This window comes from Nocardioides sp. JQ2195 (assembly GCF_012272695.1).
Taxonomy (GTDB): Bacteria; Actinomycetota; Actinomycetes; order Propionibacteriales; family Nocardioidaceae; genus Nocardioides.
In genome coordinates this window covers 3,670,998-3,696,480 of sequence record NZ_CP050902.1, presented here as the reverse complement: position 1 = coordinate 3,696,480, position 25,483 = coordinate 3,670,998, and the positions used below count along the sequence as shown (strand labels likewise).

The 25,483-nt window shown below is 69.0% G+C and carries 22 protein-coding genes; 19 read left to right on the top strand and 3 right to left on the bottom strand.

Annotated features, from left to right (window positions below; translation table 11 throughout):
* Position 1: 1 nt before the first annotated feature.
* The 8 genes from folP (at position 2) to ncot_RS17530 (ending at position 10,011) form a co-directional block, all read left to right on the top strand.
* Entirely contained in the window at positions 2 to 859 is an 858-nt protein-coding gene (gene folP, locus ncot_RS17565) for a dihydropteroate synthase (protein WP_346766625.1), read from the top strand.
* On the top strand, positions 859 to 1,233 hold the full coding sequence (gene folB, locus ncot_RS17560; RefSeq protein ID WP_168618762.1) for a dihydroneopterin aldolase: 375 nt from the start codon (positions 859 to 861) through the stop codon (positions 1,231 to 1,233). The genes folP and folB overlap by 1 nt, the downstream gene beginning before the upstream one ends.
* Positions 1,230 to 1,805 (top strand): 2-amino-4-hydroxy-6-hydroxymethyldihydropteridine diphosphokinase, encoded by a 576-nt coding sequence (folK, locus tag ncot_RS17555; RefSeq protein ID WP_206065032.1) that lies wholly within the window; start codon positions 1,230 to 1,232, stop codon positions 1,803 to 1,805. The genes folB and folK overlap by 4 nt, the downstream gene beginning before the upstream one ends.
* Positions 1,806 to 1,824: 19 nt before the next feature.
* Positions 1,825 to 2,298, top strand: a complete 474-nt coding sequence (locus tag ncot_RS17550) for a DUF3180 domain-containing protein (RefSeq protein ID WP_168618761.1) — start codon at positions 1,825 to 1,827, stop codon at positions 2,296 to 2,298.
* Between the two features lie 9 nt (positions 2,299 to 2,307).
* Positions 2,308 to 2,895 (top strand): hypothetical protein, encoded by a 588-nt coding sequence (locus ncot_RS17545; RefSeq protein WP_168618760.1) that lies wholly within the window; start codon positions 2,308 to 2,310, stop codon positions 2,893 to 2,895.
* 53 nt (positions 2,896 to 2,948) lie between these two features.
* A complete protein-coding gene (locus tag ncot_RS17540; protein WP_168618759.1) occupies positions 2,949 to 4,562 on the top strand; it encodes a glycosyltransferase 61 family protein in 1,614 nt (537 codons plus the stop codon).
* A gap of 115 nt (positions 4,563 to 4,677) precedes the next feature.
* Complete coding sequence (locus tag ncot_RS17535; RefSeq protein WP_168618758.1) at positions 4,678 to 6,333, top strand: glycosyltransferase 61 family protein; 1,656 nt, start codon at positions 4,678 to 4,680, stop codon at positions 6,331 to 6,333.
* Between the two features lie 243 nt (positions 6,334 to 6,576).
* Complete coding sequence (locus ncot_RS17530; protein ID WP_168618757.1) at positions 6,577 to 10,011, top strand: CDP-glycerol glycerophosphotransferase family protein; 3,435 nt, start codon at positions 6,577 to 6,579, stop codon at positions 10,009 to 10,011.
* Between the two features lie 30 nt (positions 10,012 to 10,041).
* On the opposite strand, the gene ispD is transcribed toward ncot_RS17530, so the two are convergent.
* The gene (ispD, locus tag ncot_RS17525) at positions 10,042 to 11,493 is read right to left on the bottom strand and encodes a 2-C-methyl-D-erythritol 4-phosphate cytidylyltransferase (protein ID WP_168618756.1); all 1,452 of its coding nucleotides are present in this window, start codon (positions 11,491 to 11,493) and stop codon (positions 10,042 to 10,044) included.
* Positions 11,494 to 11,682: 189 nt separating this feature from the next.
* Between ispD and ncot_RS17520 the strand changes: the two genes are divergently transcribed.
* Both ncot_RS17520 and ncot_RS17515 read left to right on the top strand, forming a co-directional pair.
* Entirely contained in the window at positions 11,683 to 11,973 is a 291-nt protein-coding gene (locus tag ncot_RS17520) for a hypothetical protein (protein ID WP_168618755.1), read from the top strand.
* Positions 11,970 to 13,259, top strand: a complete 1,290-nt coding sequence (locus tag ncot_RS17515; RefSeq protein ID WP_168618754.1) for a hypothetical protein — start codon at positions 11,970 to 11,972, stop codon at positions 13,257 to 13,259. Before ncot_RS17520 ends, ncot_RS17515 begins: the two co-directional genes overlap by 4 nt.
* Here the strand turns inward: ncot_RS17515 and ncot_RS17510 are convergent.
* The gene (locus ncot_RS17510) at positions 13,253 to 13,873 is read right to left on the bottom strand and encodes a sulfotransferase family 2 domain-containing protein (protein WP_168618753.1); all 621 of its coding nucleotides are present in this window, start codon (positions 13,871 to 13,873) and stop codon (positions 13,253 to 13,255) included. The genes ncot_RS17515 and ncot_RS17510 overlap by 7 nt on opposite strands.
* Before the next feature lie 201 nt (positions 13,874 to 14,074).
* Between ncot_RS17510 and ncot_RS17505 the strand changes: the two genes are divergently transcribed.
* Positions 14,075 to 15,259: a hypothetical protein gene (locus ncot_RS17505; protein ID WP_168618752.1), complete on the top strand. Its 1,185-nt coding sequence runs from the start codon at positions 14,075 to 14,077 to the stop codon at positions 15,257 to 15,259.
* Positions 15,260 to 15,291: 32 nt separating this feature from the next.
* Here ncot_RS17505 and ncot_RS17500 read toward each other — a convergent pair whose 3' ends face one another.
* Positions 15,292 to 16,386: a sulfotransferase gene (locus ncot_RS17500; protein ID WP_168618751.1), complete on the bottom strand. Its 1,095-nt coding sequence runs from the start codon at positions 16,384 to 16,386 to the stop codon at positions 15,292 to 15,294.
* 222 nt (positions 16,387 to 16,608) lie between these two features.
* Between ncot_RS17500 and ncot_RS17495 the strand changes: the two genes are divergently transcribed.
* From ncot_RS17495 to ncot_RS17460, 8 genes are all read left to right on the top strand, one after another.
* Positions 16,609 to 17,544: a DUF2520 domain-containing protein gene (locus ncot_RS17495; protein WP_168618750.1), complete on the top strand. Its 936-nt coding sequence runs from the start codon at positions 16,609 to 16,611 to the stop codon at positions 17,542 to 17,544.
* Entirely contained in the window at positions 17,544 to 18,434 is an 891-nt protein-coding gene (gene panC / locus ncot_RS17490; protein WP_168618749.1) for a pantoate--beta-alanine ligase, read from the top strand. The genes ncot_RS17495 and panC overlap by 1 nt, the downstream gene beginning before the upstream one ends.
* Before the next feature lie 18 nt (positions 18,435 to 18,452).
* Positions 18,453 to 18,872 carry an aspartate 1-decarboxylase gene (gene panD / locus ncot_RS17485; protein ID WP_168618748.1) on the top strand — a complete coding sequence of 140 codons (420 nt, stop codon included), beginning with the start codon at positions 18,453 to 18,455 and terminating at the stop codon, positions 18,870 to 18,872.
* Between the two features lie 9 nt (positions 18,873 to 18,881).
* On the top strand, positions 18,882 to 20,585 hold the full coding sequence (locus ncot_RS17480) for an L-aspartate oxidase (protein ID WP_168618747.1): 1,704 nt from the start codon (positions 18,882 to 18,884) through the stop codon (positions 20,583 to 20,585).
* Positions 20,582 to 21,496: a carboxylating nicotinate-nucleotide diphosphorylase gene (gene nadC, locus ncot_RS17475; protein WP_168618746.1), complete on the top strand. Its 915-nt coding sequence runs from the start codon at positions 20,582 to 20,584 to the stop codon at positions 21,494 to 21,496. Before ncot_RS17480 ends, nadC begins: the two co-directional genes overlap by 4 nt.
* Positions 21,493 to 22,281 carry a type III pantothenate kinase gene (locus ncot_RS17470; RefSeq protein WP_168618745.1) on the top strand — a complete coding sequence of 263 codons (789 nt, stop codon included), beginning with the start codon at positions 21,493 to 21,495 and terminating at the stop codon, positions 22,279 to 22,281. The genes nadC and ncot_RS17470 overlap by 4 nt, the downstream gene beginning before the upstream one ends.
* 80 nt (positions 22,282 to 22,361) lie before the next feature.
* Complete coding sequence (locus tag ncot_RS17465) at positions 22,362 to 22,685, top strand: Lsr2 family protein (protein WP_168618744.1); 324 nt, start codon at positions 22,362 to 22,364, stop codon at positions 22,683 to 22,685.
* 218 nt (positions 22,686 to 22,903) lie between these two features.
* Positions 22,904 to 25,483 carry an ATP-dependent Clp protease ATP-binding subunit gene (locus ncot_RS17460; RefSeq protein ID WP_168618743.1) on the top strand — a complete coding sequence of 860 codons (2,580 nt, stop codon included), beginning with the start codon at positions 22,904 to 22,906 and terminating at the stop codon, positions 25,481 to 25,483.

Sequence of the window (25,483 nt, the reverse complement as noted above, 5' to 3'; positions counted from 1 at the left end):
CGTGCGACCCGATGAGCTGCTGGCCCCGCGGACCCGGCCGCGGATCATGGGCATCGTCAACGTCACTCCTGACTCGTTCTCCGACGGCGGTCGGTTCGCCACGACCGACAGTGCGATCGCCCATGGGCGTGAGCTGATGGAGCACGGCGCCGACATCCTCGACATCGGGGGTGAGTCCACCCGCCCGGGGGCGACCCGCCCGCTGGTGTCGGAGGAGCTCGACCGTGTGGTCCCGGTGATCACCGCCCTCGCCGGCGAGGGCTGTGCCGTCTCGGTGGACACGATGCGTGCCGAGGTGGCCGAGGCGGCTGTGCGTGCCGGAGCGCTGATCATCAACGACGTCTCCGGCGGGCTGGCCGACCCCGGCATCCTCGGCGTCGCCGCGCGTCATGACGTCATCTACGCGGCGATGCACTGGCGCGCGCACAGCACCGAGATGCAGGGTCATGCCCACTACGACGGCCCGGGCGGAGTGGTCACCGCCGTGCATGACGAGCTGTCCGCACGCCTCGACGCCGCCGTCGCAGCCGGGGTTGACCTCGAACGCACCGTGATCGACCCGGGGCTCGGCTTCGCGAAGTCGTCCGACCACAACTGGGAGCTGCTGCAGGACCTGGCGGCCCTGGAGGACCTCGGCCGTCCCATCCTTGTCGGCTCGAGCCGCAAGTCGTTCCTCGGCACCCTCCTCGGTGGCCCCGAGGGGCCCCGGCCGGTCGGGGAGAGGGAGCACGCCAACGTCGCCCTGACCACCATCGTGGCGCTGCAGGGCATGTGGGGCGTTCGCGTGCACGACGTCCGCGCCAGCCACGATGCGATCCGAGTGGTCGAGCGCTTCCGGAAGGGTCAAGGAGACGACTGATGGCACACGACGAGCTCACCGTCACCGGAATCGAGTGCTTCGGGCACCATGGGGTGTTCGATTTCGAGCGGCGTGAGGGACAGGTCTTCGTGATCGATCTCACCCTCGGCCTCGACACCACCCCTGCGGCAAGCACGGATGACTTGCATGAGACCGTTCATTACGGAAACCTCGTGGATTCGGTGAAAGCCGCCGTGGAGTCCGATCCGGTCGACCTGATCGAAACCCTTGCCCAACGCATCGCGGATGTCTGTCTCTTGGACGATCGTGTTGAATGGTCCCGGGTGACGGTGCACAAGCCGGACGCCCCCATTGACGCAACATTCTCGGATGTTGCGCTGACGATTACCCGGAAGAGGACGTTGCAGCCGTGACTGAGACCCCCAACCCGAACCTGATCGACGCCGACACGCTGACTGGTGAGATGCACCCGATCCGGCGGGCGGTGCTGGCTCTGGGCTCCAATCTCGGGGAGCGGTTGGCCAGCCTCCAGGGTGCTGTGAACTCGCTGGCGGACACTCCTGACGTGTGGGTGACGGCGGTCTCCGGGGTCTACGAGACCGAGCCTGTGGGGGCTCCTGCGGGCTCCGACAACTTCCTCAACGCCGTCGTGCTCCTCGACACCACCCTCCCGGCCTCGACCCTCCTCGACCGTGCACTGGCCATCGAGGACGCCTTCGACCGGGAGCGTCCGTCGGAGAAGAACGCGCCGCGCACCCTCGACGTCGACCTGATCGTGGTCGGCGACCGACGCTCCAGCGACGACTTCCTGCACCTCCCGCACCCACGTGCGCGCGAGCGTGCCTTCGTGCTCAAGCCGTGGCACGACCTCGAGCCCGACGCCGTGCTGCCCGACGCCGGCCCCGTGGCCGAGCTGCTGGGCGACGTCGACCAGGGCGGGGTCAAGCTGCGTGACGACCTGACCCTCGAACTCGACCTGGCGTGAGCGACCCCTCGGGTTCTCGATGATCGATCGACCGCCCGAGGAACCGCACGTCGCACCCACGCCCTTCGGGGCTCTGGCGGGCTGCGTCGCGGCGGGACTGGTCGGTGGCTGGGCGCTGCGTCCGCTCACCCAGGCGTACGCCGACTCGTCGCCGGTGGTCACCTGGATCCCGGTCCTGGCGCTGGCCTTCGTGGCCGTGGTTCTGGGCGCCGTCGCGTGGGCGACTCGGCGCACGATCGCCCGTCGTCTCTACCTCGACCCCCACCGGGCCGTGAACCGCCTGGTCTTGGCCAAGGCATGCGCCTTGGTCGGCGCACTGGTGGCCGGCGGCTACGCCGGTTACGCGTTGGCGTGGCTGGGCATGAGCGCCGAGCTGGCGGAGCAGCGCAGCATCCGGGGTGGGCTCGCGGCGTTGGCGGGGTTGGCCATGTGTGGTGCAGCACTCCTGCTCGAACGCGCGTGTCGGGTCAGGGATGACGACTCCGCGACCTAGTGTGGGTCCATGGCTTCCCCCAACGCTCGTCGTCGCCAGCGGAGCACCCGCATCACGGTGGCTGTTGCCCTCATCACGATCGCCGCGCTCGTCGTCTTCTCTGCGCTGCTGACCGGCTCATTGATCCTCGTCTCCGTCGCTTCGGTGGTCGCCCTCGTCCTCGGTGCAGCGGCCACCAAGATCACCCACTCCGAGCTGATGCAGTCACGCCGGGACGCGGCCCGCGACCGTGCGCAACAGGCACAGGCCTACCGCGATCTCACCGACGAACGCACCGCCGAGAGCAAGAAGTTCGCCGAGACCATGACCGAGCGCATCAGCGCCCGCCAGAAGCTCATCCACGAGCTCGAGGGTGAGCTCGCCGCGGCGCAGCGCAAGGTCGCCGAGACCACCTTGAAGCTTGGCAACGAGTCCCGCCGGGCCGACCAGGCGCAGGTGCGCCTCTCCGGTGAGTCTGCCCGCCTGGAGGAGGCCGAGGAGCGCGCCGCCGAGGCGATCGTGGCGGTGGCTGACCTCGAGCAGCAGGTCACCGACCTGAAGGCAGAGCTGGCAGCCTGGGAGGACGCCGCAGCGATGCCCGTCCGCAAGCGCGCCTGACCCGATTCGATCGGCCAGTCGACCTCCGGCGCACCGTGGACCAGATCAAGGACATGAACCTCCAGGAACTCACCCGGTCCGGCCTCGGTCGTGCTGGAGCGCGGGTGGCCGTCATCTCTGCCGACGGTGAGAGTGGCGTCGGAGCGTGGCTGTCCCGGCAGCACCCCGATGTCGAGCTGCTGGAGCTGCCTCACTCCACACCTGGCTGGGAGCGGCACGCACGCCTGGTCGCGCGCGCCCCGTTCGACGTCGTGGTCGACGTGAGCCCCAAGGCGGCGACTCGGTTCGGCAGGTTGCGAGACCTGCTGTTCCTGGTCAGGCCGGGCGGGCGTCTGGTGCTGCGTGACGTGGCCCGACGCCCGGGCAGCGGCAACGCCGTCGCCCGCGACGAGTTCCACGACATTCTTGACCAGGTCGCGGCCCTCCTGGCCGGAGACCAGTCCGAGCCGGGAGAAGACGCCCCGCTCGTCGAGCACGACCGGTTCCACCTGGCCGAGGCTGCCGAGTCGTTGGAGTTCGTCGGGGACCATGCGGTTCTGGTCAGGGGGTCGGCTCCCGCGCTGGCGAAGATGAACGAGCCGGCGTTGAACACCCTGCTCGAGCTGAACCCCGCCGGGCCCGATCATCTGGTGCGACTCATTCCCGGCGAACGGGTCCGCTCCCGCGCTGTCGTGAACCACAGTGCGGAAGAACGTCCGCCCAAGTATGCGACGGAGTACGACGCCCCCGACGTCTCCTTGCGTGCCTATCACGACGTGGTGGCCGCGCCGGGCCAGGTGCTGGCCAACGACCGGCTCGTGCTGCCCGACACCTTTCGTCACAATGTTCGCCCCCGGCTGCGGAACTCCTACCTCGACGAGCTGGCTCCGCGCTTCGCCAATCTTCCCTTCGAGACCGGCAGCCTCCCTGTGCTTGAGGGAACCTACTTCCATCTCGACAACGAGATCCGCGGGCACTTCGGGCACACCATGACCGAAGTGGTCTCCCGGCTGTGGGCCTGGCCGGAGGTCAAGCAGGCCCACCCTGACGCCAAGGTCCTGATGTTCCTCAACCGAGGCCGGCAGATGGGCGGCTGGGAGTATGCGCTGCTGGCGGCCGGTGGGATTGCGCGTGAGGACGTGGTGTTCCTCGACGCCCCGGTCCGGGTCGAGCGGGTGTTCTCGCCGTCCCCGATGTTCTCCAACCCCGAATACGCCCACCCGGCGATCCTCCAGACCTGGCAGCGGGTGGGAGACGCGTTGGCGGCCCAGGCCGAGGAGCGTGAGTTGCCGGCACGGTTCTTCTGCTCGCGGAAGATCCGCAAGCGTGGGTGCACCAACACCGACGAGGTCGAGGAGCTCTTCCGCCGACAGGGTTTCGAGATCCTGTTCCCCGAGACCATGTCCCTGCCCGAGCAGGTCCAGCTCTTCCGTCAGGCGGACGTGGTGGCCGGCTTCGCGGGCAGCGGGCTGTTCCAGCTGGAGTTCACCCCGACTCCCAAGCGGGTGATCACGATCGGGCACGCCCGCTACAACGCAGCCAACGAGTACCTCATGGCCTCGTTGCTCGGTCACGAGCTCAACCAGGTCGTCTCGGTGCCCGAGCGGGACCACTTCCAGTCGAGGTTCAGGTTCGACAACGATCGTGAGGGGCGTTGGTTGGCAGAGGTCTTCGCCTCGCTCTCCTGACGTCCGGAGCTCCGCCCGGTCCGGCGGGCACTAGTCTGGCCGCGAACGACAAGGACTCGTCGGCCCAGGAATCGGACGGGCTCCAAGATCTCCGAGGAGGAATCGGGTGGGACTGTTGCGGCGTGTACGTCGGCGCCCCGACGATCGAGGGCCCGGCTCCGACGTCAGCCTGCTCGATCTCGTCACCAGCCTTGCCCCTCGCCGCGGAGCCAGGATCGCGGTGCTGTCCCACGACGGAGCCAGCGACCTGGCCGCTGACCTCGGCGCGCGGCTGCGCAAGGCCACCGTCATCGGCCTCTCGACGTCGGTGGATGCGTGGGAGCGCCACGAAAGGTTCGTCCACGACGGGCCCTACGACGTTGTGGTGGACCACACGCTGGAGCACCGGCGCCGGTTCGCCCAGCTGCAGGACCTGCTGTTCCTGGTCCGCGCGGGTGGCGCCATGGTGGTCCGTGACGGCAAGGCCTCGATCGACGGGTCGCAGCAGTCGCCCTTCGGAAAGCAGCTCGACCGGGTGATGATGGGTCATCGCGGGGAGAGCAAGCAACCGGGAAGGCGTCGCGACCCGCGCTGGGACCCGATCCGGCTCGGCCAGGCCATTGAAGCCCTCGACACCAGGGGTGACCACCTGGTGTTCACCCGAAGCGCCACCCCGGCCCTGGCCAAGCTCAACGAGCCCGCGATGAACCTCCACCTGTCACGTGAGGTGGGGCGGGACAGGTTGGTCTCCCAGATCCCGCCCGAGAAGTTCCGTTCCCGCTGCAACCTCACCTTCAACGCCGCCAAGCGTCCCGCAGGTCAACCCGAGGTCTACGACGTCCCGGCTATGTCGCTGCGGGTCTACCACGACGTGGTGGCCGCGCCCGGCCAGATCGTGACCAAGGGCGGGTTGGTGTTCCCGGACACCTACCGACACAACTCACGGGGCAGGCTGCGCAATCGCTACGTCCTCGACCTGGCCCCCCGCTTCGCCGACCTGAAGTTCGATGCGACCACGCTGGAGACCCTGCCGGGCACCTACTTCTACCTGGACAGCGAGTTCCGCGGGCACTTCGGGCACCTGCTCACCGAACAGGTCTCCAGGCTGTGGGCCTGGCCCCAGGTGAAGGCCGCGCACCCGGAGGCCAGGGCGCTGGTGGCGTCCAACCCCAAGCGCCCCCACGTCGTCGAGTACGAGTACCTCTTCTACGAGGCTGCCGGGATCGCGCGCGAGGACATCGTCCTCATCGACGAGCCGGTCACCGTCGAGCGGCTCCACTGCGCCACTCCCATGCTCTCCAACCCGCAGTACGTCCACCCCGCCCTGGGTGGGATCTGGCGCGGCGTCGGGGACGCCTTGGTCGAAGGTGCCTCGGAGCGGGAGTGGCCGACGCGGGTCTTCCTCTCCAGGCACCAGGACGCCAAGCGGCCCTGCAACAACCAGTCCGAGGTGGAGGAGCTCTTCCGTGAGCAGGGTTTCGAGATCCTGCTTCCCGAGACCTTCTCGATGCCCGACCAGGTCCGGATGTTCCGCAGCGCCGACGTGATCGCCGGGTTCGCCGGAAGCGGCCTCTTCAACATCGCTCTCGTGGACAGCCCGAAGCACGTGATCTCGGTCGGGTCCGAGCGCTACTACGCCGCGAACGAGTACCAGATGGCCTCCATCCTGGGGCACCGGATGGACCAGGTCACCTGTGTCGCGGATGATCCCGACGACTTCCACTCGCCCTTCACCTTCGACCACGAGCGTGAGGGACGCTGGCTGGCCGAGGTCTTCTCCTCCCTTCCCTGACTCCGCGAGTCCCCGACGCCACGAGTGGGACCTGTGGGTTGGCGCGAAAGGTGGGACCGGGCCGGTGCGTGGCTATCATGCTCGGGTCCAGCCCTCGCCGACACGATGGAGTTGCGTGTGCCAGCTCGACCCCGGGAACGAGCCGTGAACCTTGCCCGACGAGCGGTGCATGCTGCACCCTCATGGTTGTCCGGGCCTGCGACCCGCACGGCACGTTCATGGCGCAAGGACCGGGGCCCGTTGGTGTCAGTGGTGCTGACGGTCAGCGACGAGGAGACCACCAAGATCGCGCCGGCGATCGCCTCGTTGCAGCAGCAGCGGCACGGCAACCTCGACGTGGTCGTCGTCGCCTGGGGCCGATCCGCGCGCGTCCTGGCCACGGCCCGACGGGCTGCCGCGTCCGACTCACGCATCCGGGTGGTCCGTGAACCCGCGGCCGACCTGGCCGCGGCCCGCCGTGTCGGCGTACGACGGGCCCGGGGGACCTACCTGGCCTTCCTGGTGGGCTGTGACGACCTGCCACCGCGCGGGCTCGAGCGGCTCGTGCACAGCCTGGAGCAGTCCGGCTCTCCCTTCGTGGTGGGCATGGCCGAGGCGCCCGACACCGTGCTCGCCGCGACGACCGCGCCGCGCGACGCGGCACACCACCGCGGCCAGCTGGGCACCACCCTTGAGCGGACACCCATGGCGATCACCGACCTGGGTGTGGGAAACCGGCTGTTCCGCCGCGACTTCTGGAAGTCCGCCGCGCTCGACTTCGACCCGGGTCCGGGTGGCGAGAGCGCGTTGGCCCTGGCCGCGTTCGCTGCCGCCGACAAGTTCGACCTCAGCCGCCACACCACCTATCTGCGCAGCCAACGTCGTGACGCCGCCCTGGGCACGCTGCCTGTCCTCCTCGGCACGCTCGACGCCTGGATCAAGGAACAGCGGCTGGCCTGGCAGGTGGTGCAGGCGATGCCGGTCGAGGGCGTGGCCGATGCGTGGCTGTGGGGTGTCCTCGACACCGCGATCCAGCCGTTCATCGACGACGTTGAACGCGCGACCGACCATGAGTGGGAGACGCTCTGCGAGACGGCCGAGCTGTTGCTCGACAGGAGCGGGACGGATGTCTCGGCGTCGTTGCGGGCGGAGTCTCGGGTCCGACTGTGGCTGCTGCGTGAGCGACGACGGGAGCTGCTGGAGGAGTTCGTCGCGCAGCGATGGTTCGAGAAGGGGAATCGACGGACCCGCGTGGTGTCCGCTCGCGTTCTGGCGGAGCTGCCGTTGTTCGGTGACGCCGAGGCCGGTGTTCCCGACGACTGCTTCGAGATGAGTGAGGCCGAGACGCCACTGCAGGCGATCCTGGTCGGCGTCCGTTGGCCCGATCCCAAGACCGCCGAGCTGGACCTGTTCGTCCGTGCGCAGTACGTCGGCATGCCCGGGACCCCGTCGATCTCGGTCGACCTCACGCATCCGCGTTCCTCCACACGGGTCCCGGTCGAGGTGCGCCAGCGAACCGACGTGCGAGCCAACCAGCTCATGGCCGACAAGTACCAGGACTACTCCCGTGGCGCCGTGACGCTCGTCGTCGACACGGCCGCCCTCGTCGACGCGTCGGCCCCCCTCCCAGGGGCCGACACCTCGGGCATCGACTGGGAGTTCCGGGTGACCTTGGAGACGCAAGGCCTGCGACGCGAGGGGCGCATCCAGCACATCGACGACCGTGGCTCGGCGGGCATGCTCGGAACGGGCCACCTCGGTGCCCGGTCCGTCGGCAGCTCCCGGGTGGCAGTGGTGGCGGGGGGAGACACGCGTGCGGCCGTGCGGGTGCAGCCCGGGCTCGACGTCCGGCTCCAGCAGGTCTCGGTCGACGGCCGCACTGTGCGAGGGCGGCTCAGTGGTGAGCGTCTCCCGGTGGCGGTCGAGGCCACCTCTGGCACCACCACGTGCACCGCGCCCGTCACCGACGAATCGTTCACCCTCGTCCTGCCGAAGACGACGGGTGGCGCGACGTGGCGCTTCCGTGTCATCGACGCGGACGGCGGGCGCCGGATGGTTGCCTGGCCGGAGATGGGCCAGCACTGGCTGTGCGCGGGCAGCGGCGAGGTCGTTCCCGGCCGCTCCGTCCACGGCGCGGTCGAGCTGCGCGAGGCCGCCGATGTGCTGGTCCTCGAGAGCGTCCGGCTCGACACGGACAGCATCGCCGTGACCGGGGAGTGGCTCGGTGCGGCGCCCAAGCACCTCCGCCTGACCCTTCGTGGCGCGCGCACCGTCATCGAGGCCGAGTCGCTCGAGGTCACGAAGGGCAGGCTCACCGCCCGTCTTCCCACCACGTGGGACGAGTGGGGGTTCGGCCCGGTCCCGGTCCCGGTCGGACGCTACTGGTTCGAGCTGTCGGCCGGCCCGCCCAACCGAGCACGCACCGGCAAGGTCCTGCTGTCGGACCAGATGATCGACGGTCTCCTCGACCAGCAGCTCAACGAGTCGTTCCGGTTCCGGTCGATCCGTCTCGGGCGGGATGCCGGAGTCTTCCTGACCGCGCCCGTGGCCGACGAGGACCGCGGCGGGCACAACCGGCAGCGCCTGGTCGACTGGGCGAACTCCGACGAGCTGCCGATCGAGGAGGATTGGGTCTACTTCCAGTCCTACACCGGCGCCACGGCGACAGACAGCCAGCTCGCCATCTTCCACGAAGTGCGCCGGACCCGTCCCGACCTGGTCTGCTGGTGGGGTGTCGCAGACTTGTCCTCGTGGGTTCCCGAGGGAGCCCGTCGCGTGGTGATCAGCTCCGCGGAGTGGTTCCGGGTCCTGGCTTCCTCGCGTCGACTCGTGATGAACATCGACCTCGACAGGTGGTTCTCCCCGCGGCCGGGCCAGGAGCTGCTGCAGACCTTCCACGGCTACCCCGCGAAGTCGATGGGCGTGGTGCTCTGGGAGGCCAAGCACTACACCCCGCGGCGCATCGCCGCGGAGCTCGACCGCACCTCGGCCGACTGGGACCTCATCCTGACCCCCGCTCCGGAGATGGATGAGCACTACCGGCGTGAGTACCGCTACGACGGCCCGATCCACAACGAGGGCTACCCCCGGGACGACGTGCTCGTCTCCGACCGGGCGAACCGTGTCCGCGAGGAGACCCGCGCCCGTCTGGGCATCGCACCCGGTCAGAAGGCTGTGCTCTACGCGCCGACCTGGCGTGACGACCAAGCCACCAACTGGCGCTCCGCCGAGCTGACCAAGCACCTCGACCTCGAAGCGGCCAGCGCGCAGCTCGGCCCCGACTACGTCTTCCTGATGCGCGGGCACCGGTTCCACGCCCGGGCCGGAGAGCGTAGCGGCTCGAGGGCGCGTCTCCTCGACGTCACCGACTACCCGGAGATCAATGACCTGATCCTGGCCTCTGACGCGGCAGTTCTCGACTACTCCTCGCTGCGTTTCGACTTCGCCCTGACGCGACGCCCGATGCTGTTCCTGGTGCCGGACCTTTCCGCCTACGTCCGTGGCTTCCTCTACAGCTTCGAGGACTCCGCCCCCGGCCCGCTGCTGGACACCGCCGACCAGGTGATTGCCCGGCTGCGTGACCTACCGGCGCTGACCGAGGAGTACGCCGACCAGGTCGCCCGCTTCAACGCGACCTACAACCGTTTCCAGGACGGCAAGGCCGCAAAGCGCGTTGTCCGAGCCTTCTTCGGCCAGTAGCGCGAGAGACGGCGGGGGAGACCCGGGACCTCAGGAGTCGGTGTCGTCCCAGGCCTCGTCGTCGGCGAGGTCCTCGTGGTCGGCCAGGGCCGCCGCGAGCGGGTCCGCTCGACGCAGGTCGATCAGGTGCCCGGTGCCCCCCGACAGCAAGGTGTCGAGGGATGCCCGGGCAACCACGGTCGACTGCAGCAGGGACTCCGGAGGCTCCTCGCCGAAGGCCTTCGTGCGCATCGGAGTGCCGGTGCGCTCGGGATTGATGCAGTTGACCCGGATGCCATCCGCCGCCCACTCGTCCGCCAGGGCCTGCGTCAGGTTGACCGTGGCCGCCTTCGCGGAGGAGTAGAGGCTGTAGCCGCTGCGCCCGCGGGTGTAGGAGCTCGAGGTGAACAGGAGGAGGCTGCCGCCGGTGGCCCTGAGGTGCGGGTGGAACTCCTGGGCGATCAGGATCGGCGCGATGTAGTTGATGTCGGTCGCGGAGAAGATCGTGTCGTCACTCGCGTCCACGAGGGCGCCCCGCGGCAGGACCCCGGCGGTGTTCACGACGAAGTCGATCGATCCGTGCTCCTCGAGCACGGTGGTCGCCGCCTCGACGATGTCCTCGCGTCGCTGGACATGGGTCCCGGTGGTGGAGCGGCTGAAGGTCGCCACGTTGGCGCCGTACTCCTTGGCGAGCTGGGCGATGTCGGCCCCGATGCCGTAGCTGCCGCCGAAGACCACCATCGTCCTGCCGGCGAGGGCCTCGCGGTAGTCGGCCTCGGAGCGGGTCTCGGGCAGGTCGTGGGCGGTGAGCTGGAACAGCTTGTCGGCCAGGTAGAGATCGATCGGCTCGGTGACCTTCATGTTGCGCTCGTCGCCCTTGACCACCCAGATCGGCACCTGGGGGAGGTAGCGCAGCACGACGGAGCAGTCGTCCGTCGCCTCGAAGCTCGGGTCCTCGGCAGCCAGACGGTAGGCCTCCTTGATCACCGAGGAGGTGAATGCCTGGGGCGTCTGGCCCCGGCGCAGGCTGGCCCGGGGAGGCACGTTGAGGATGGTGTTCTTCTCGTCGACCTCGATGATCGTGTCGGCCGAGGGGATCGCCACGTCGACCGCGTCGTAGTCATCGAGCGCGGCGAAGCACTCGGTGATGATGCGGTTGCTCAGCAGGGGACGGACGGCGTCGTGGAGCAGCACCTTCGCGTCGTCGGACTCGATGGCGGCCAAGGCCTTCATGGTGGTGCCGCTGCGGGTGTCGGCGCCCTCGAGGACTTGGGTGACCTTGCGGTAACCGCCGCTCTTGACCATGGCGTGCACCGCGTCGAGGTGTCCCGGGGTCATCAGCACGATGATCTCGTCGACATCGGGGTGCCTGTCGAGGACACCCAGGGTGTGCTCCATGATCGGGTGGCCGGCGATCTTGATGAGCTGCTTGGGCACGTCGAGCCCGACCCGCACGCCCACCCCACCGGCCAGGAGCACTGCCACGTTCTTCGCTTCGGTCACCAGATCGTCCTTTCGAGCGGGTCGCCCGGCAGTCTGGCACACGGAAGTGGGTGCTCGGAGATCCGGGATAGCATGACGGCGACTCGGACGGCGTCGATCGATGAACTGAGGTGGCACGTGGGCCAGGGCCAGATGTTGCTCCGGCAGTTGGATGCGCAACTGGCACAGCTCCGCATCCGAGATCTGGAATTGTCACGCCGACTGAGACGAGGCCTCGAGGCATCGGCCCGGGGCCGTGGCATCTCCGACGACGGTGCGAGCATCCCGGCTGCCGACGGTGCGAGCCTGGCCCTCGGAGTGATCGACGAGTTCACCAGGATCGGCACGTCCGTCGGCGAGCTCACTGCTGAGGAGAAGGAGCTCCTGCGCCTCGACAGTCTGTTGCGCCAACGGCGCAAGGCGCGTGACGGCATCGAGGCGGCGAGCGGCCGAACCCTGCTGCGGCAGGCGCTGCGCGGGCGACGAGGCGCGCGCCCATGAGGTTTCCTGACGACAGCGTGGTCCTGCACATCGGCCCGCACAAGACCGGCACCACCACCCTGCAGGGGGCCATGCACGAGGCCAGGGAAGGGCTGGCCGCCCAAGGCGTGCACTACGCCGGGCCGAAGGCACACTCCATGACCGCGGCCATGGCTGCCGCGACCGGCAAGCACCTGTCGACGCAGGGCCCGGAATCCGGCGAACGGAAGTGGAGCAACCTCGTCGACGAGGTGCGTGCCAGCACAGCTCGTCAGATCGTGGTCAGCAGCGAGTTCTACTCCGACGCCCCCGCGGAACGGATCAGCCACATCCTCGAGGCCCTGGGGGCGGAGCGCGTCCAGGTCGTGGTCACCCTGCGACCGCTGGTGCGCATCGTCGCCTCACAGTGGCAGCAGTACATGCAGAACCGGCCGGGCGTCCAGTATGACGACGACCTCGGCTACGTGGGCTGGTTGCGCGCGATCCTCGACCATCCGGAGTCCCGGCAGATCACTCCGACCTTCTGGCGGCGCCACGACCATGCCCGGCTGATCGAGCGGTGGGCATCCGTCGTGGGGCCCGAGCGGATCACCGTGGTCGTGGTGGACGACTCCGATCGACAGGGGTTGCTGCGATCGTTCGAGCACCTGTTGGGCCTGACGGAGGGCACTCTGGTGCCCCGGAAGTCCGGCACCAACCGATCACTGACCATGCCCGAGATCACCTTCCTCACCGCCTTCAACCGACGCTATGTCGGCAGCGACCACTCCCTGGCCGACTACACGAAGTTCGTCCGCTTCGGCGCCGTGCGTTTCCTGCTCGGTCGTACGCCGGCACCGGACGAGGCGCGACTGCTCACTCCGGCCTGGGCGGTGGAGCGCGTCTCCGAGCTGGGTCGCGCATCGGCCGCTGCCATTGCCGAGACGGGGGTGCGGGTCGTGGGTGACCTGTCGCTGCTCGGTGACCCCTCGGTGGCCTCGAACGTGGGGGAGAACCAGCCGAGCGACGACGTGCCTGTCGAGGTGGTGGCCCAGTTCCTCGCCGGCCTCTTCAAGGTGGCCTCCCGGTTGCGGTCCGCCGAGCTCCCTGACGACTTCAGTCCGAGTGGGACCGAGACGAGGCTGCGGGAGGCACTACGGCGGGGGGACGGCGACGTCGCTGCTGCCATCGCCCGGACGCGCCAGGAACTGGCCCGGACCGGGCCGGTCGACGACCTCAGTCGAGCACAGGCCACTCGGATCCTGGCCGGACGCCTGCGGCGACGGCTCGGCCGCTGGGCGCGACGCGACCGAGACGCCCGTCAGTAGCCGTAGCGGCGGAAGTCCTCGGCGTACACATCACGCAAACGGGTGTCCAGCTCGGGAGAGATCTCGACGTCTGAGCTCGAGAGCCCACTGCGCTTCGTGCTGTTCAGCGCGTGCGGGATCTTCTCGGCGAGTCCGAGGTCGAAGCGCTTGTTGAGGTCGGCCACCATCGTCTCCATGCTGTCCTCGAGCCGGTAGACGACCGTGTCCGGCAGCTCGAACTCCGACTGCGGGCGGAGGTGGTTGTCGAGGTGGTAGGGGTTGGTTTCGTAGGCGCGAAGGGCCTTCTCGGCCCAGGCGTCGACCTTGCTGCTGGCTCCGCTGGGGTTCTTGGTGTGCCGCATGGTGTATTCGGAGCGGAACCTTGCGACCGGTTCGCGGGTCATCATGAAGATGAGGTCGAACTTCGACACGTCGAGGATCTCGGTGAGCAGGCCCGCCTGCCAGTGCTGGAAGGAGACCCGGAGCTTGGGAAAGAGCTGCGGCTCCGACTTCCTTGTGTTGCGCAGCACCATCTCCCAGCCGGAGGTCTTGAACAGGCGCTCGATGGTGGTGCCGCCGGTCTTGGGGATGTGGACGAACAGGATCGACCGATTGTCCTTGAAGAAGACAGGCACGGGCTGTTCTCGCTCTCACGGTCGGTCGGCCAGAGGGGGTGTCACGACTGCGCGCACTCTACTTGAGGCATCGGCACGCTCCCGCTCGCGCGATGCTAGCGTGATCCGGGACGTGGATCGATTCGGTTCGACCGACCACCTGTCGAGGTCCACGTGCGACGTGCCGAGGTGGATCCAAGAGTCAAGGAAGTGAACTGGGGGATGGAGCCGGACCATCAGGTCGAGGCCGTGCCGGACGGTGCCGGCCTGATCCACATCGGGATGCCGAAGACCGGGACCACCGCGCTCCAGGGGGCGCTGAAGGAAGCCCGTCCGATCCTCGAGTCGATGGGTGTCCACGTCGCGGGGCGCAAACGGCACGAGATGAACATCGCCCTCACCGCTGCCGGGGCCGTTGCTCCCTACGAGGGGGATCGCTGGCAGCGACACTGGGCGGAGCTGGCCGAGGCCTACCGCACCACGCCGGCACGTTGTGCCCTGTGGTCGAGTGAGTCCCTCTCCCAGGCGAAGCCCGATCGGATCCAGCACATCGCCGACAGCCTGGGCCGCGAACCCCGCGTCGTTGTCACGCTCCGCCCCCTGGCTCCGCTGCTGGCCTCGCAATGGCAGGAGGTCCTGCGCCGGCGAGGCACGGAGTCACTCGACGACTGGTTGCGGCGCCACTTCGACTCGGTCTCGGTCGACGGCACCGTCAACGCGCAGTGGACCCGGGTGATGCCCGTGCTGCATCGCTTCAGCCTCCGGCGCGTGGTCGAGGAGTGGGGCACGGTGTTCGGCGAGGAGAATCTGGTCTTCGTGGTTCCTGCTCCGCAGGACCGCGCCAGCAACCTGCGCACCTTCGAGCGACTGATGGGCGTTCCCGAAGGCACCCTCGTGCTCCAGGACGTCGACAACGCATCGCTGCCCTACCCCGAGGCGGAGATGCTCCGTCACTTCAACCGGGCCTACACCGACCGGGGAGGCGACCACCCCACATGGATGTTCAGTGTGGGCGGGAACCGGGGACGAGCCCTGCTGCGCCGGATGACCGGCCTCGACCCCCACCCGATTCGGGCACCTCGTTGGGCAGCAGAACGCGCCAACGAATACACCCAGGCCTGGATCGAGGCGGTCACGGCTTCGCGGGCGACCGTGGTGGGTGACCTGACCGACCTGCTCGTGGACCCTGCCGAGGTCCCTGAGGACGCGCCCGCACCGACCACGCTGAGCGTGGAGTCGGCCGGTCGTCTGGCCGAGGTCCTGTTCCACGCCGGGCTCGACCACAACCCGGCACCGAAGGGGGTCGGCAACGAGCGAGGACCGGCCAGGCTCGAGGACTTCTCCGGGCGTGAGGTCGTCCGCGAGGCGGGGCGCCGGATCCGGCGTCGTCTCGACCCACGCCGGTGACCGACGCGGTCACGATCGAGCGGGTGTGAGGATCAGGACCGGTTGCCGCGCCGCAACCGGCGCCTGACCGCTGACGCCGTACGCCGGACGAGGCCGCGCCTCTCCGCCAAGGCTTCTGCGCGGCCCTGTGCCACACCCTCGCGGCGGGCCTTGCGGACCCGCTTGCGCAGGCGGGCCTCGGCCTCCTGGGACTCGGCTCTGACCCGGGCACGGGCCTCGTGCTGGGCGATGGCCGCGGAATCCGCGAACAGGGTGGCGTAGGCGGTGGCTGCTGCATCGAAGCGTTGCTCGGCCTCAGGATCCGAACCGCTGCGGTCCGCGAGCAGGTTGCCCGCGGCCCACAGCTCCTCGGCGATCTCGGTCAACGACCCGGGCAGGTCGAGATCGGCGAAGCTGCCTTCGTGGCGTCGCAACCCGGGGTCGATGAAGTCGTCGACCGCGTGGCGGACTCCCGGCTCGAGGGAGTGGTTGAGGTCGACCCCGGTGGCCTGACGCACTGCCCTCATCTGGCCGCGCCAGTCCTCGAGCAGGTCGTCGTAGCGGATCCAGGTGCGCGCCTGCCCTCGGGTCAGCTGCTCGGTGTTGATCGTCTGGTTCACCCAGCCGGCCAGGTTGAGCACCGCGAAGCTGCGCTCCTCGGCCTGTCCCTTCCTGTTCCTGCCGTAGTAGGTGGATCGGCTGCCGAGGACTTCCGCAGGGTGGCGCAACATGGTCACGAAGCCGATCGAGAGGCTCAGCTCGGCGGCTGCGTTGACCCAGAGGTGGGGCACCCACGAGGCGCGCGGGTCCTTCACCACGATCTGACTCGCGTCGGCCGTGACACCGCGCAGCCAGTCGACCAGCTCGTCCTGCACTGCCTGGTCGGCAGCCGCGTGCATGAGCTCTCGGGCGCCTGGGCGCCCGTCGACCTGCTCGATGTCCGCTGCATCCATGATCCGGCGGTGGAACCACAACGGCCAGGTCGACTCGAAGAACCCACGGGGGTTCGACTCGTTGGTCTTGAGCACCGGCAGCGGTACGTGCAGCCCGAGGTGGTGGAGTGCCCCGGCCACCGTGCTGGTGCCGCTGCGACCGGCACCGGTGACCAGGACCAGGTGCCCGCCAGTCGGCTCCGATGTCTGCTGCATGGTCGGAACCCTAGTGGACGGTCATCTGCCCTCCTCGACCGTCGCGAGTCCTGCCACGGCCACGGTTGCCGTGTGACCCAAGCCACCGCTCCATGCGGTTCCGCCAGCGTTTCAGCAGGCGTACGCTCGTCGTCGTACCGAAACTGAAGGCAGACCGTCTGGTACCCACACCGGCCCGCAGCTGCGGGTGGTCGGAGGGACTGGAACGAAAGGCTTGCAGCAATGTCTGAACCGCAGCGTCCCCACACGTGGCGCATCGGCGTGATCGGCGCAGGACGCGTCGGCGCCGTCTTGGCCTCCGTGCTCCGTGCCGAGGGCCACGAGGTCGTCTCCGTCGCCGGTGAGTCCGACGCCTCGCGACGTCGCATCGACGCGTTGCTCCCCGGTGTCACCGTGGAGAAGCCGAGCGCGGTGGCCCGCGACTGTGACCTCCTCCTGCTCACCGTTCCCGACGACATGCTCGCGAACGTCGTCGACGTGCTCGCCGCAAGTGGCTCGCTGCACCGCGGCCAGTTCGTCGTGCACACCTCGGGTCGACACGGCCTTGCCGTGCTCGACCCGGCCACGGCCGTTGGTGCCCGTCCGGTGGCGATGCACCCGGCAATGACCTTCAGCGGCACCGAGCTCGACCTCGGTCGCCTCTCCGGCTGCGTGTTCGGCGTGACGGCCGACGACGCGGAGCGCAACGTCGTCACGAGCCTGGTGGGTGACCTCGGTGGGCGACCCATGTGGGTCCCCGAGGAGCGACGCACGCTCTACCACGCAGGCCTCGCCCACGGGGCGAACCACCTGGTCACCCTGGTCGCCGAGGCGATGGAGATGCTCTCCGCCGCCGGGGGCGACGACCCGGCCGGCACCCTGCGACCGCTGCTCGAGGCGGCCTTGGACAACGCACTCAACCAAGGCGATGCCGCGCTCACCGGGCCGATCGTGCGCGGTGACGTGAACACCGTGAAGGCGCATCTGGCCGACCTCGCCACCAACGCGCCGCAGACCCTGCCGTCGTACGTCGCGATGGCCCGCGCCACCATGGCGCGGGCGCTGGCTGACGGCCGCCTCCTGCCGATCCGTGGCGCCACCCTCACCCGCGTGCTGGACGCGGCGGAGGCCAGCTCGGTCACCGCGCTGCCCGCCCCGCGTCCCGGGACGTTCCACTGATGTGCGCTGCCCCGGTCCTCGCCAGCACGCGCGAGGAGCTCTCCAAGCTGCTCACCGATGCCCGCCGGGCCGGCCACAGGGTCGGCTTCGTGCCGACCATGGGCGCCCTGCACGCCGGCCACGCGTCGTTGATGGACGCTGCTCGTGAAGCGGTCGGCGACGGCCCCGTCGTGGTGTCGATCTTCGTCAACCCGCTCCAGTTCGGCGCCGGTGAGGACCTCGACCGCTACCCTCGCACGCTCGAGGCCGACCTCGAGGTCTGCGCCGCTCACGGTGTCGACATCGTCTTCGCCCCCGCCGTCGACGAGGTCTACCCCGGCTCCACCACCGGCGTCGTCGAGCCGCAGGTGACCGTGGACCCCGGTCCGTTGGCCGGCATCCTCGAGGGAGCCACCCGACCCGGCCACTTCCGCGGCGTGCTCATCGTGGTTGCCAAGCTCTTCGGGCTGGTCCGTCCCGACGTGGCCGTCTTCGGCCAGAAGGACTACCAGCAGCTCGCGCTGATCCGGCGGATGGCCGACGACCTCTGTCTCGGCATCGACGTCGTGGGCGCCGAGACAGTCCGGGAGGACGACGACCTGGCGCTCAGCTCGCGCAACCGCTACCTCGAGCCGGAGCAGCGGGAACAGGCCGTCGCCCTGTCCCGCACCCTGCGGCGAGCCCGGGCAGATGCGATCCACGGAGCGGACTCGGCGCTCGCTGCGGCCCGGGCCGAGCTGCGCGCCTCCGAGGGCGTCGACCTCGACTACCTGGTCATCACCGGTACCGATCTCGGCCCCGCCCCGTCCACGGGCGAGGCACGGATCCTCATCGCGGCACGGGTCGGCACCACCCGACTCATCGACAACATGCCCATCCACCTGGGCACCCCTGACCGACACACGTCCTAACCAGCAAGGAGACAGCACATGCTGCGCACCATGATGAAGAGCAAGATCCACCGGGCCACCGTGACCCAGGCGGACCTCCACTACGTCGGATCGGTCACCATCGACGAGGATCTCCTCGACGCCGCCGACCTGCTCGCCGGCGAGCTGGTCCACATCGTCGACGTGACCAACGGTGCGCGTCTCGAGACCTACACCATCGCCGGCGAGCGCGGCAGCGGTGTGATCGGCATCAACGGTGCCGCGGCCCGGCTCGTCCACCCCGGTGACGTGGTGATCCTCATCGGTTACGGCCAGATGGACACCGCCGAAGCCAAGGAGTACAAGCCCGCGGTGGTGTTCGTCGACGCCGACAACAAGGTGATGGCCACCGGCTTCGACCCGGCCGAGGCACCCGAGGGCTCCGGGCTCAAGCGCGGCGACGTCACCGCAAGCCGCTGATCTGCGCGAATGGCCAACTCCTCGTATGCCGGCCTCCCCGGGCGCCTGAGGGCGTCCGCTCCCGGCTGGACCACGCGCTCCGACGTCGTGGTCATCGGATCCGGCATCGCCGGACTGACCGCTGCCCTCCGCGTCCACGCGGCGCTGAATTCAAGGACCGACGACGGCTCTGCCAACCAAGGGGCGACGGTCCTGGTGGTCACCAAGACCGTCCTCAACGCCGGCTCCACGCAGTGGGCGCAAGGGGGCATCGCCGCTGCCCTGGGCCCCGGCGACACCCCCGAGCAGCACGAGCACGACACCCTGGTCGCCGGTGCCGGGGCGTGCGACCCCGACGCCGTCCGGGCCCTGGTCACCGAGGGACCCGATGCGGTCCGTGAGCTGATCGCCCTCGGCACCAACTTCGACCACCGCGACGGTGTCCTGTCGCTGACCCGCGAGGGAGGCCACCACCGCGACCGGATCGCCCACGCCGGCGGCGACGCGACCGGAGCCGAGATCCAGCGCGCGCTGATCGCCGCGGTCGAGGCCGCTCCGGAGATCGAGGTCATCCAGCACGCCCTGGCCATCGACCTCCTGCGCTCCGCGGACGGCGGCGTTGCCGGAGTGACCCTCCACGTCATCGGCGAGGGCCAGCGCGACGGCGTCGGTGCGGTGCACTGCCGTGCCGTGGTGCTGGCCAGCGGGGGACTCGGCCAGGTGTTCTCCCAGTCGACCAACCCCTCGGTCTCCACCGGTGACGGCATGGCCCTGGCCATGCGCGCCGGGGCCACCCTGCGCGACCTCGAGTTCGTCCAGTTCCACCCGACCGTGATGTACCTCGGGCCTGACTCCCGTGGCCAGCAGCCCCTGATCTCCGAGGCGGTCCGCGGCGAGGGGGCCTTCCTCGTCGACTTCGAGGGCAACCGCTTCATGCAGGGGCAGCACGAGCTCGCCGACCTGGCGCCGCGTGACGTGGTGGCCAAGGCGATCACCCGCCGTATGCACGAGACCGACAAGCCGCACATGTGGCTCGATGCCCGCCACCTCGGTGCCGAGTTCTGGGAGAAGCGCTTCCCGACCATCCTCGGTGTCTGCCGCTCCCACGGGGTCGACCCGGTGAACGAGCTCATCCCGGTCGCCCCGGCGCACCACTTCGCCTCCGGGGGCGTGGCCACCGACCTGCACGGTCGTTCGTCGGTGGCCGGCCTCTACGCGACCGGTGAGGTCGCGTGCTCCGGCGTGCACGGTGCCAACCGGCTGGCCTCCAACTCCCTCCTCGAGGGCCTCGTCTTCTCCCGACGGATCGCGGACGTGCTGCCTGCGGAGCTGCGCGCCTGGGCGGAGCCCGCGCCCGACGAGCGTGAGGCCCACCTGGCCTCGGCCGACGTACGCCCCGCGATGCAGGCCCTGATGACCGACAACGTCTCGGTGCTCCGGTCCGAGGAGGGTCTGTCGGCCGCCCTCGACGCGTTGCCCGAGCTGGCCCGCACGACCGGCAGCGAGGGGGTCGAGGCGTGGGAGGCCACCAACCTGCTCACCATCGCCACCGCACTGACCACCGCGGCGTTGGGACGGCGGGAGACCCGCGGCTCCCACTGGCGCGAGGACTTCCCCGACCGGGACGACGACCGGTGGGCCGGTCACTTCGACGCCCGGCTCGAGGACGGCGTGGTCGACGTCTCGTTCCACCCTGCCCCTGCCTCGGACCTGACCGAAGGAGCGATCCGATGACCTTCGTCGAGCACATCGTCGGCATGGACTGCGACGACCTGCCGGCCGGACTGGCTGCCGAGCTGGGCGAGGCCGGGCTCGAGGCCCGGCAGGTCTACGCCGACGTGATGGCCGCCCTGCGCGAGGACCTGCCCGGACCCGACGTCACCAGCTGGGCGACCATCCCGGCCGAGCAGGTGGAGACCGCCGACTTCGTGGCCCGCCAGGACGGCACGGTCGCGGGCCTGGCGCTGGCCGAGGTGGTGTTCCGGGTGGTGCTCGGCAACGACATCACCGTCGAGCGTCCCGTGCGCGACGGAACCGCCGTACGCCGTGGCGACGTGCTGCTCAGCGTCACCGGGCCGACCGCGCTGCTGCTGACCGCGGAGCGCACCGCGCTGAACTTCACCTGCCACCTCTCCGGGGTCGCCACGGCGACCGCGGCGTGGGTGCGCGCGCTCGAGGGCACCGGGGCGAAGGTGCGTGACACCCGCAAGACCATCCCGCTCTACCGCGACCTGGAGAAGTACGCCGTCCGCTGCGGCGGAGGCGTCAACCACCGGCACTCGCTCTCCGACATGGCCCTGGTCAAGGACAACCACGTGCTGGCCGCCGGAGGCGTGGTGCCGGCGTACGAGCTGATCCGTGAGCGGTATCCCGCGGTGCCGGTGCAGGTCGAGGTGGACTCCCTCGACCAGCTGCGCGAGCTGCTCGAGATCGGCGTCGACCAGATCCTGCTCGACAACATGGAGCCCGACCTCCTGCGTGAGGCCGTGGCGATCACGGACGGCCGGGCCACCCTGGAGGCCTCCGGTGGCCTGACCCTCGACGTCGCGACCGAGTACGGCGCCACCGGTGTCGAATACCTGGCCGTCGGGGCACTCACCCACTCGGCGGTCGTGATGGACATCGCGATGGACCTGCGCTCGTGACGTTGCTGGCCGCCGACATCGGCAACAGCCACACCGTGCTCGGCCTCGTCGAGGGCGGGGAGGTCCGCGAGCACTGGAGGGTCTCGACCGACGAGCGCCGCACCGCTGACGAGTGGGCGGTGCTGGTGCGGGGGCTGTTCACGGAATTCATCGCCGACCACGCCTTGGCCGGAATCACGGTCTGCTCGACGGTGCCGGCCGTGCTGCACGAATGGCGCGAAATGCTCACCCGTCACTTTCCCGACACCTTGGCCGTCGTGGTCGAGCCCGGAATTCGCACCGGGGTTCCGGTGCTGATGGACAACCCACGTGAAGTCGGCGCCGACCGCATCATCAATGCCTTGGCGGCTGCCCATCTCTTCAGTGGCCCCACCGTGGTGGTCGACTTCGGCACGGCGACCACATTCGACGTGGTCAGTGGACGCGGTGAATATGTGGGCGGCGCCATTGCTCCGGGCCTGGAGATCTCCCTGGAGGCCCTCGGTCGCCGTGGCGCGCAGCTGCGCAAGGTGGAGCTGCTGCGACCACGCAGCGTGATCGCAAAGAACACGGTGGAGGCGCTGCAGTCGGGCATGCTGTTCGGCTATGCCTCGCTGGTGGACGGTCTCGCGACACGGATGATCGCCGAGCTCGACGTGGCGCCCGAGAGCGTGAACGTCGTGGCCACCGGCCACATGGCACCCATCGTCCTCGACGAATGTGTGACCTTCACCGCGCATTCCCCGTGGCTGACACTTCTCGGTCTGGAAATGGTCTTCGAGCGTAATTCATCCACAGGCCGTTGAATTCAGACTTGCCTCAATGATCAGCGTGCTGTTGAGTCTTTTCTGAATTCACAGGAATTGATATCCAGGAGGAATGTCGCATGGCACAGAAGGTCAACATCATTCTTGTCGATGACATCGATGAAAGTGAAGCCACCGAAACCGTCACCTTCGGCCTCGACGGTGTCAATTACGAGATCGACCTGAACGACGCCCACGCCGCGCAGCTGCGTGATGCCTTGGCCACCTATGTGGGCCACGCCCGCAAGGTCAGCGGTCGTCGCGGTGCCCGCAAGAGCGCCGCCGCAGCCGGTGGCGCCAGTGCCTCGGACATCCGTGACTGGGCTCGCTCCAACGGCCACGAGGTCCCCGACCGGGGCCGGATCCCGGCCGACATCCGCGACGCCTACGAAGCCGCGCACTGATCCCGGGCCTCGGGCCCGGCCGTCCGACGTACGACGCACCGAGCTGGGTCGGCGTACGCCGGGCGCGGTCGTCGTCGAAACGGCGTCGACCGAGTCTTGTTCGCTGACAGCGGACATGGAGTTGGCCGGGAACACGTAGGGTGGAGCCAGACGTTGGTACCAATGTCCGCACCCCTCCCGTCCCGGGGTGCTGGTACCTCAGTTCAAGGAGTGCGTACATGTTCGAGCGGTTCACAGACCGAGCCCGTCGGGTGGTTGTGCTTGCCCAAGAAGAGGCTCGCATGCTCTCCCACAACTACATCGGAACCGAGCACATCCTGCTCGGCCTCATCCACGAGGGAGAGGGTGTCGCAGCCAAGGCGCTCGAGAGCCTTGACATCTCGCTCGAGGCCGTGCGCGCCCAGGTCGAGGAGATCATCGGCCAGGGCCAGCAGGCTCCGAGCGGGCACATCCCGTTCACCCCGCGCGCCAAGAAGGTGCTCGAGTTGTCCCTGCGCGAGGCGCTGCAGCTCGGCCACTCCTACATCGGCACCGAGCACATCCTGCTCGGCCTGATCCGCGAGGGAGAGGGCGTTGCCGCGCAGGTGCTGCAGAAGCTCGGCGCCGACCTCAACCGGGTGCGCCAGCAGGTCATCCAGCTGCTCTCCGGCTTCCAAGGCAAGGAGAGCGCCGCAGCCGGCGCCCCCGCCCAGGGCGACGCCCCGTCGTCCTCGCTGGTGCTCGACCAGTTCGGCCGCAACCTCACCCAGCAGGCCCGCGAGGGCAAGCTGGACCCCGTGGTCGGCCGTGAGCAGGAGATCGAGCGGGTCATGCAGATCCTCTCGCGCCGCACGAAGAACAACCCGGTCCTGATCGGTGAGCCCGGCGTCGGCAAGACGACGATCGTCGAGGGCCTGGCCCAGGACATCGTCAAGGGCAACGTGCCCGAGACGCTCAAGGACAAGCACATCTACACCCTCGACCTGGGTGCCCTGGTGGCCGGCTCGCGCTACCGCGGCGACTTCGAGGAGCGCCTGAAGAAGGTGCTCAAGGAGATCCGCACCCGCGGGGACATCGTGCTGTTCATCGACGAGATCCACACCCTCGTCGGTGCCGGTGCGGCCGAGGGCGCGATCGACGCCGCGTCCATCCTCAAGCCGATGCTGGCTCGGGGCGAGCTGCAGACGATCGGTGCCACCACCCTCGACGAGTACCGCAAGTACCTCGAGAAGGACGCCGCGCTGGAGCGCCGCTTCCAGCCGATCCAGGTCAACGAGCCCTCCATCGCGCACACGATCGAGATGCTCAAGGGCCTGCGTGACCGCTACGAAGCGCACCACCGGGTCACGATCACCGACGAGGCTCTCGTCTCGGCGGCCACGCTTGCCGACCGCTACATCTCCGACCGGTTCCTGCCGGACAAGGCCATCGACCTGATCGACGAGGCCGGTTCCCGACTGCGGATCCGCCGGATGACCGCGCCGCCGGACCTGCGCGAGTTCGACGAGAAGATCGCCGAGGTGCGCGAGCGCAAGGAAGCCGCCATCGACGGCCAGGACTTCGAGGCTGCAGCGTCGCTGCGCGACGAGGAGAAGCAGCTCACCCTCAAGAAGGGCGAGCGCGAGAAGCAGTGGCGTGCCGGTGACATGGACGAGGTGGCCGAGGTCGACGAGGAGCTCATCGCCGAGGTCCTCGCAGTCGCCACGGGCATCCCGATCGTCAAGCTCTCCGAGGAGGAGTCCTCACGACTGCTCAAGATGGAGGACGAGCTGCACAAGCGCGTCATCGGCCAGGAAGAGGCCGTTCGGGCGCTCTCCCGCGCCATCCGACGCACTCGCGCCGGCCTGAAGGACCCGAAGCGTCCCGGCGGGTCGTTCATCTTCGCCGGCCCCTCCGGTGTCGGAAAGACGTGGCTGTCGAAGACGTTGGCCGAGTTCCTCTTCGGCGACGAGGACGCCCTGATCCAGCTCGACATGTCCGAGTTCGGCGAGAAGCACACCGCGTCGCGGCTGTTCGGCTCGCCCCCCGGCTACGTCGGCTACGAAGAGGGTGGCCAGCTCACCGAGAAGGTGCGCCGCAAGCCGTTCTCCGTGGTGCTGTTCGACGAGGTCGAGAAGGCCCACCCCGACATCTTCAACTCGTTGCTGCAGATCCTGGAGGAAGGTCGCCTGACCGACTCCCAGGGCCGCGTCGTGGACTTCAAGAACACGGTGATCATCATGACCACCAACCTCGGTTCCCGCGACATCAGCAAGGGCGTCAGCCTCGGCTTCGGCAACGCCTCCGACGCGCAGGGCACCTACGAGCGGATGAAGGGCAAGGTCCAGGAGGAGCTCAAGCAGCACTTCCGGCCCGAGTTCCTCAACCGTGTCGACGAGGTGATCGTGTTCCCGCCGCTGTCGCAGGAGCAGATCGTCTCGATGGTCGACAACATGATCGCCTCGGTCGAGCTGCGGATGAAGGACCGCGACATGTCCCTCGAGCTGACCACCCGGGCCAAGGAGCTGCTCGCCAAGCGCGGCTTCGACCCGGTCCTGGGTGCCCGCCCGCTGCGCCGCACCGTGCAGCGCGAGATCGAGGACGTGCTGGCCGAGAAGATGCTCTACGGTGAGGTCGGCCCCGGTCAGATCGTGCTCGTGGACGTCGACGGACCGGGTGACGACGCGTCGTTCACCTTCAAGGGACAGAAGGTCGGTGCGCTGCCCGACTCGCTGCCCCTGGAGCCGGCCGACATCGTCCCGGGTGACGTCATCGGTGAGACGTCCGAAGGACCCGACGACAGCGACGGCCCGGTCGACGTGCCCAAGGCCGACGACTGA

Coding starts and splice junctions, on each gene's coding strand:
- folB (WP_168618762.1), top strand. CDS start 859: ATGGCACACGACGAGCTCACCGTCACCGGAATCGAGTGCTTCGGGCAC.
- ncot_RS17550 (WP_168618761.1), top strand. CDS start 1,825: ATGATCGATCGACCGCCCGAGGAACCGCACGTCGCACCCACGCCCTTC.
- ncot_RS17545 (WP_168618760.1), top strand. CDS start 2,308: ATGGCTTCCCCCAACGCTCGTCGTCGCCAGCGGAGCACCCGCATCACG.
- ncot_RS17540 (WP_168618759.1), top strand. CDS start 2,949: ATGAACCTCCAGGAACTCACCCGGTCCGGCCTCGGTCGTGCTGGAGCG.
- ncot_RS17515 (WP_168618754.1), top strand. CDS start 11,970: ATGAGGTTTCCTGACGACAGCGTGGTCCTGCACATCGGCCCGCACAAG.
- ncot_RS17505 (WP_168618752.1), top strand. CDS start 14,075: ATGGAGCCGGACCATCAGGTCGAGGCCGTGCCGGACGGTGCCGGCCTG.
- ncot_RS17500 (WP_168618751.1), bottom strand. CDS start 16,386: ATGCAGCAGACATCGGAGCCGACTGGCGGGCACCTGGTCCTGGTCACC.
- ncot_RS17495 (WP_168618750.1), top strand. CDS start 16,609: ATGTCTGAACCGCAGCGTCCCCACACGTGGCGCATCGGCGTGATCGGC.
- panC (WP_168618749.1), top strand. CDS start 17,544: ATGTGCGCTGCCCCGGTCCTCGCCAGCACGCGCGAGGAGCTCTCCAAG.
- panD (WP_168618748.1), top strand. CDS start 18,453: ATGCTGCGCACCATGATGAAGAGCAAGATCCACCGGGCCACCGTGACC.
- ncot_RS17480 (WP_168618747.1), top strand. CDS start 18,882: ATGGCCAACTCCTCGTATGCCGGCCTCCCCGGGCGCCTGAGGGCGTCC.
- nadC (WP_168618746.1), top strand. CDS start 20,582: ATGACCTTCGTCGAGCACATCGTCGGCATGGACTGCGACGACCTGCCG.
- ncot_RS17465 (WP_168618744.1), top strand. CDS start 22,362: ATGGCACAGAAGGTCAACATCATTCTTGTCGATGACATCGATGAAAGT.
- ncot_RS17460 (WP_168618743.1), top strand. CDS start 22,904: ATGTTCGAGCGGTTCACAGACCGAGCCCGTCGGGTGGTTGTGCTTGCC.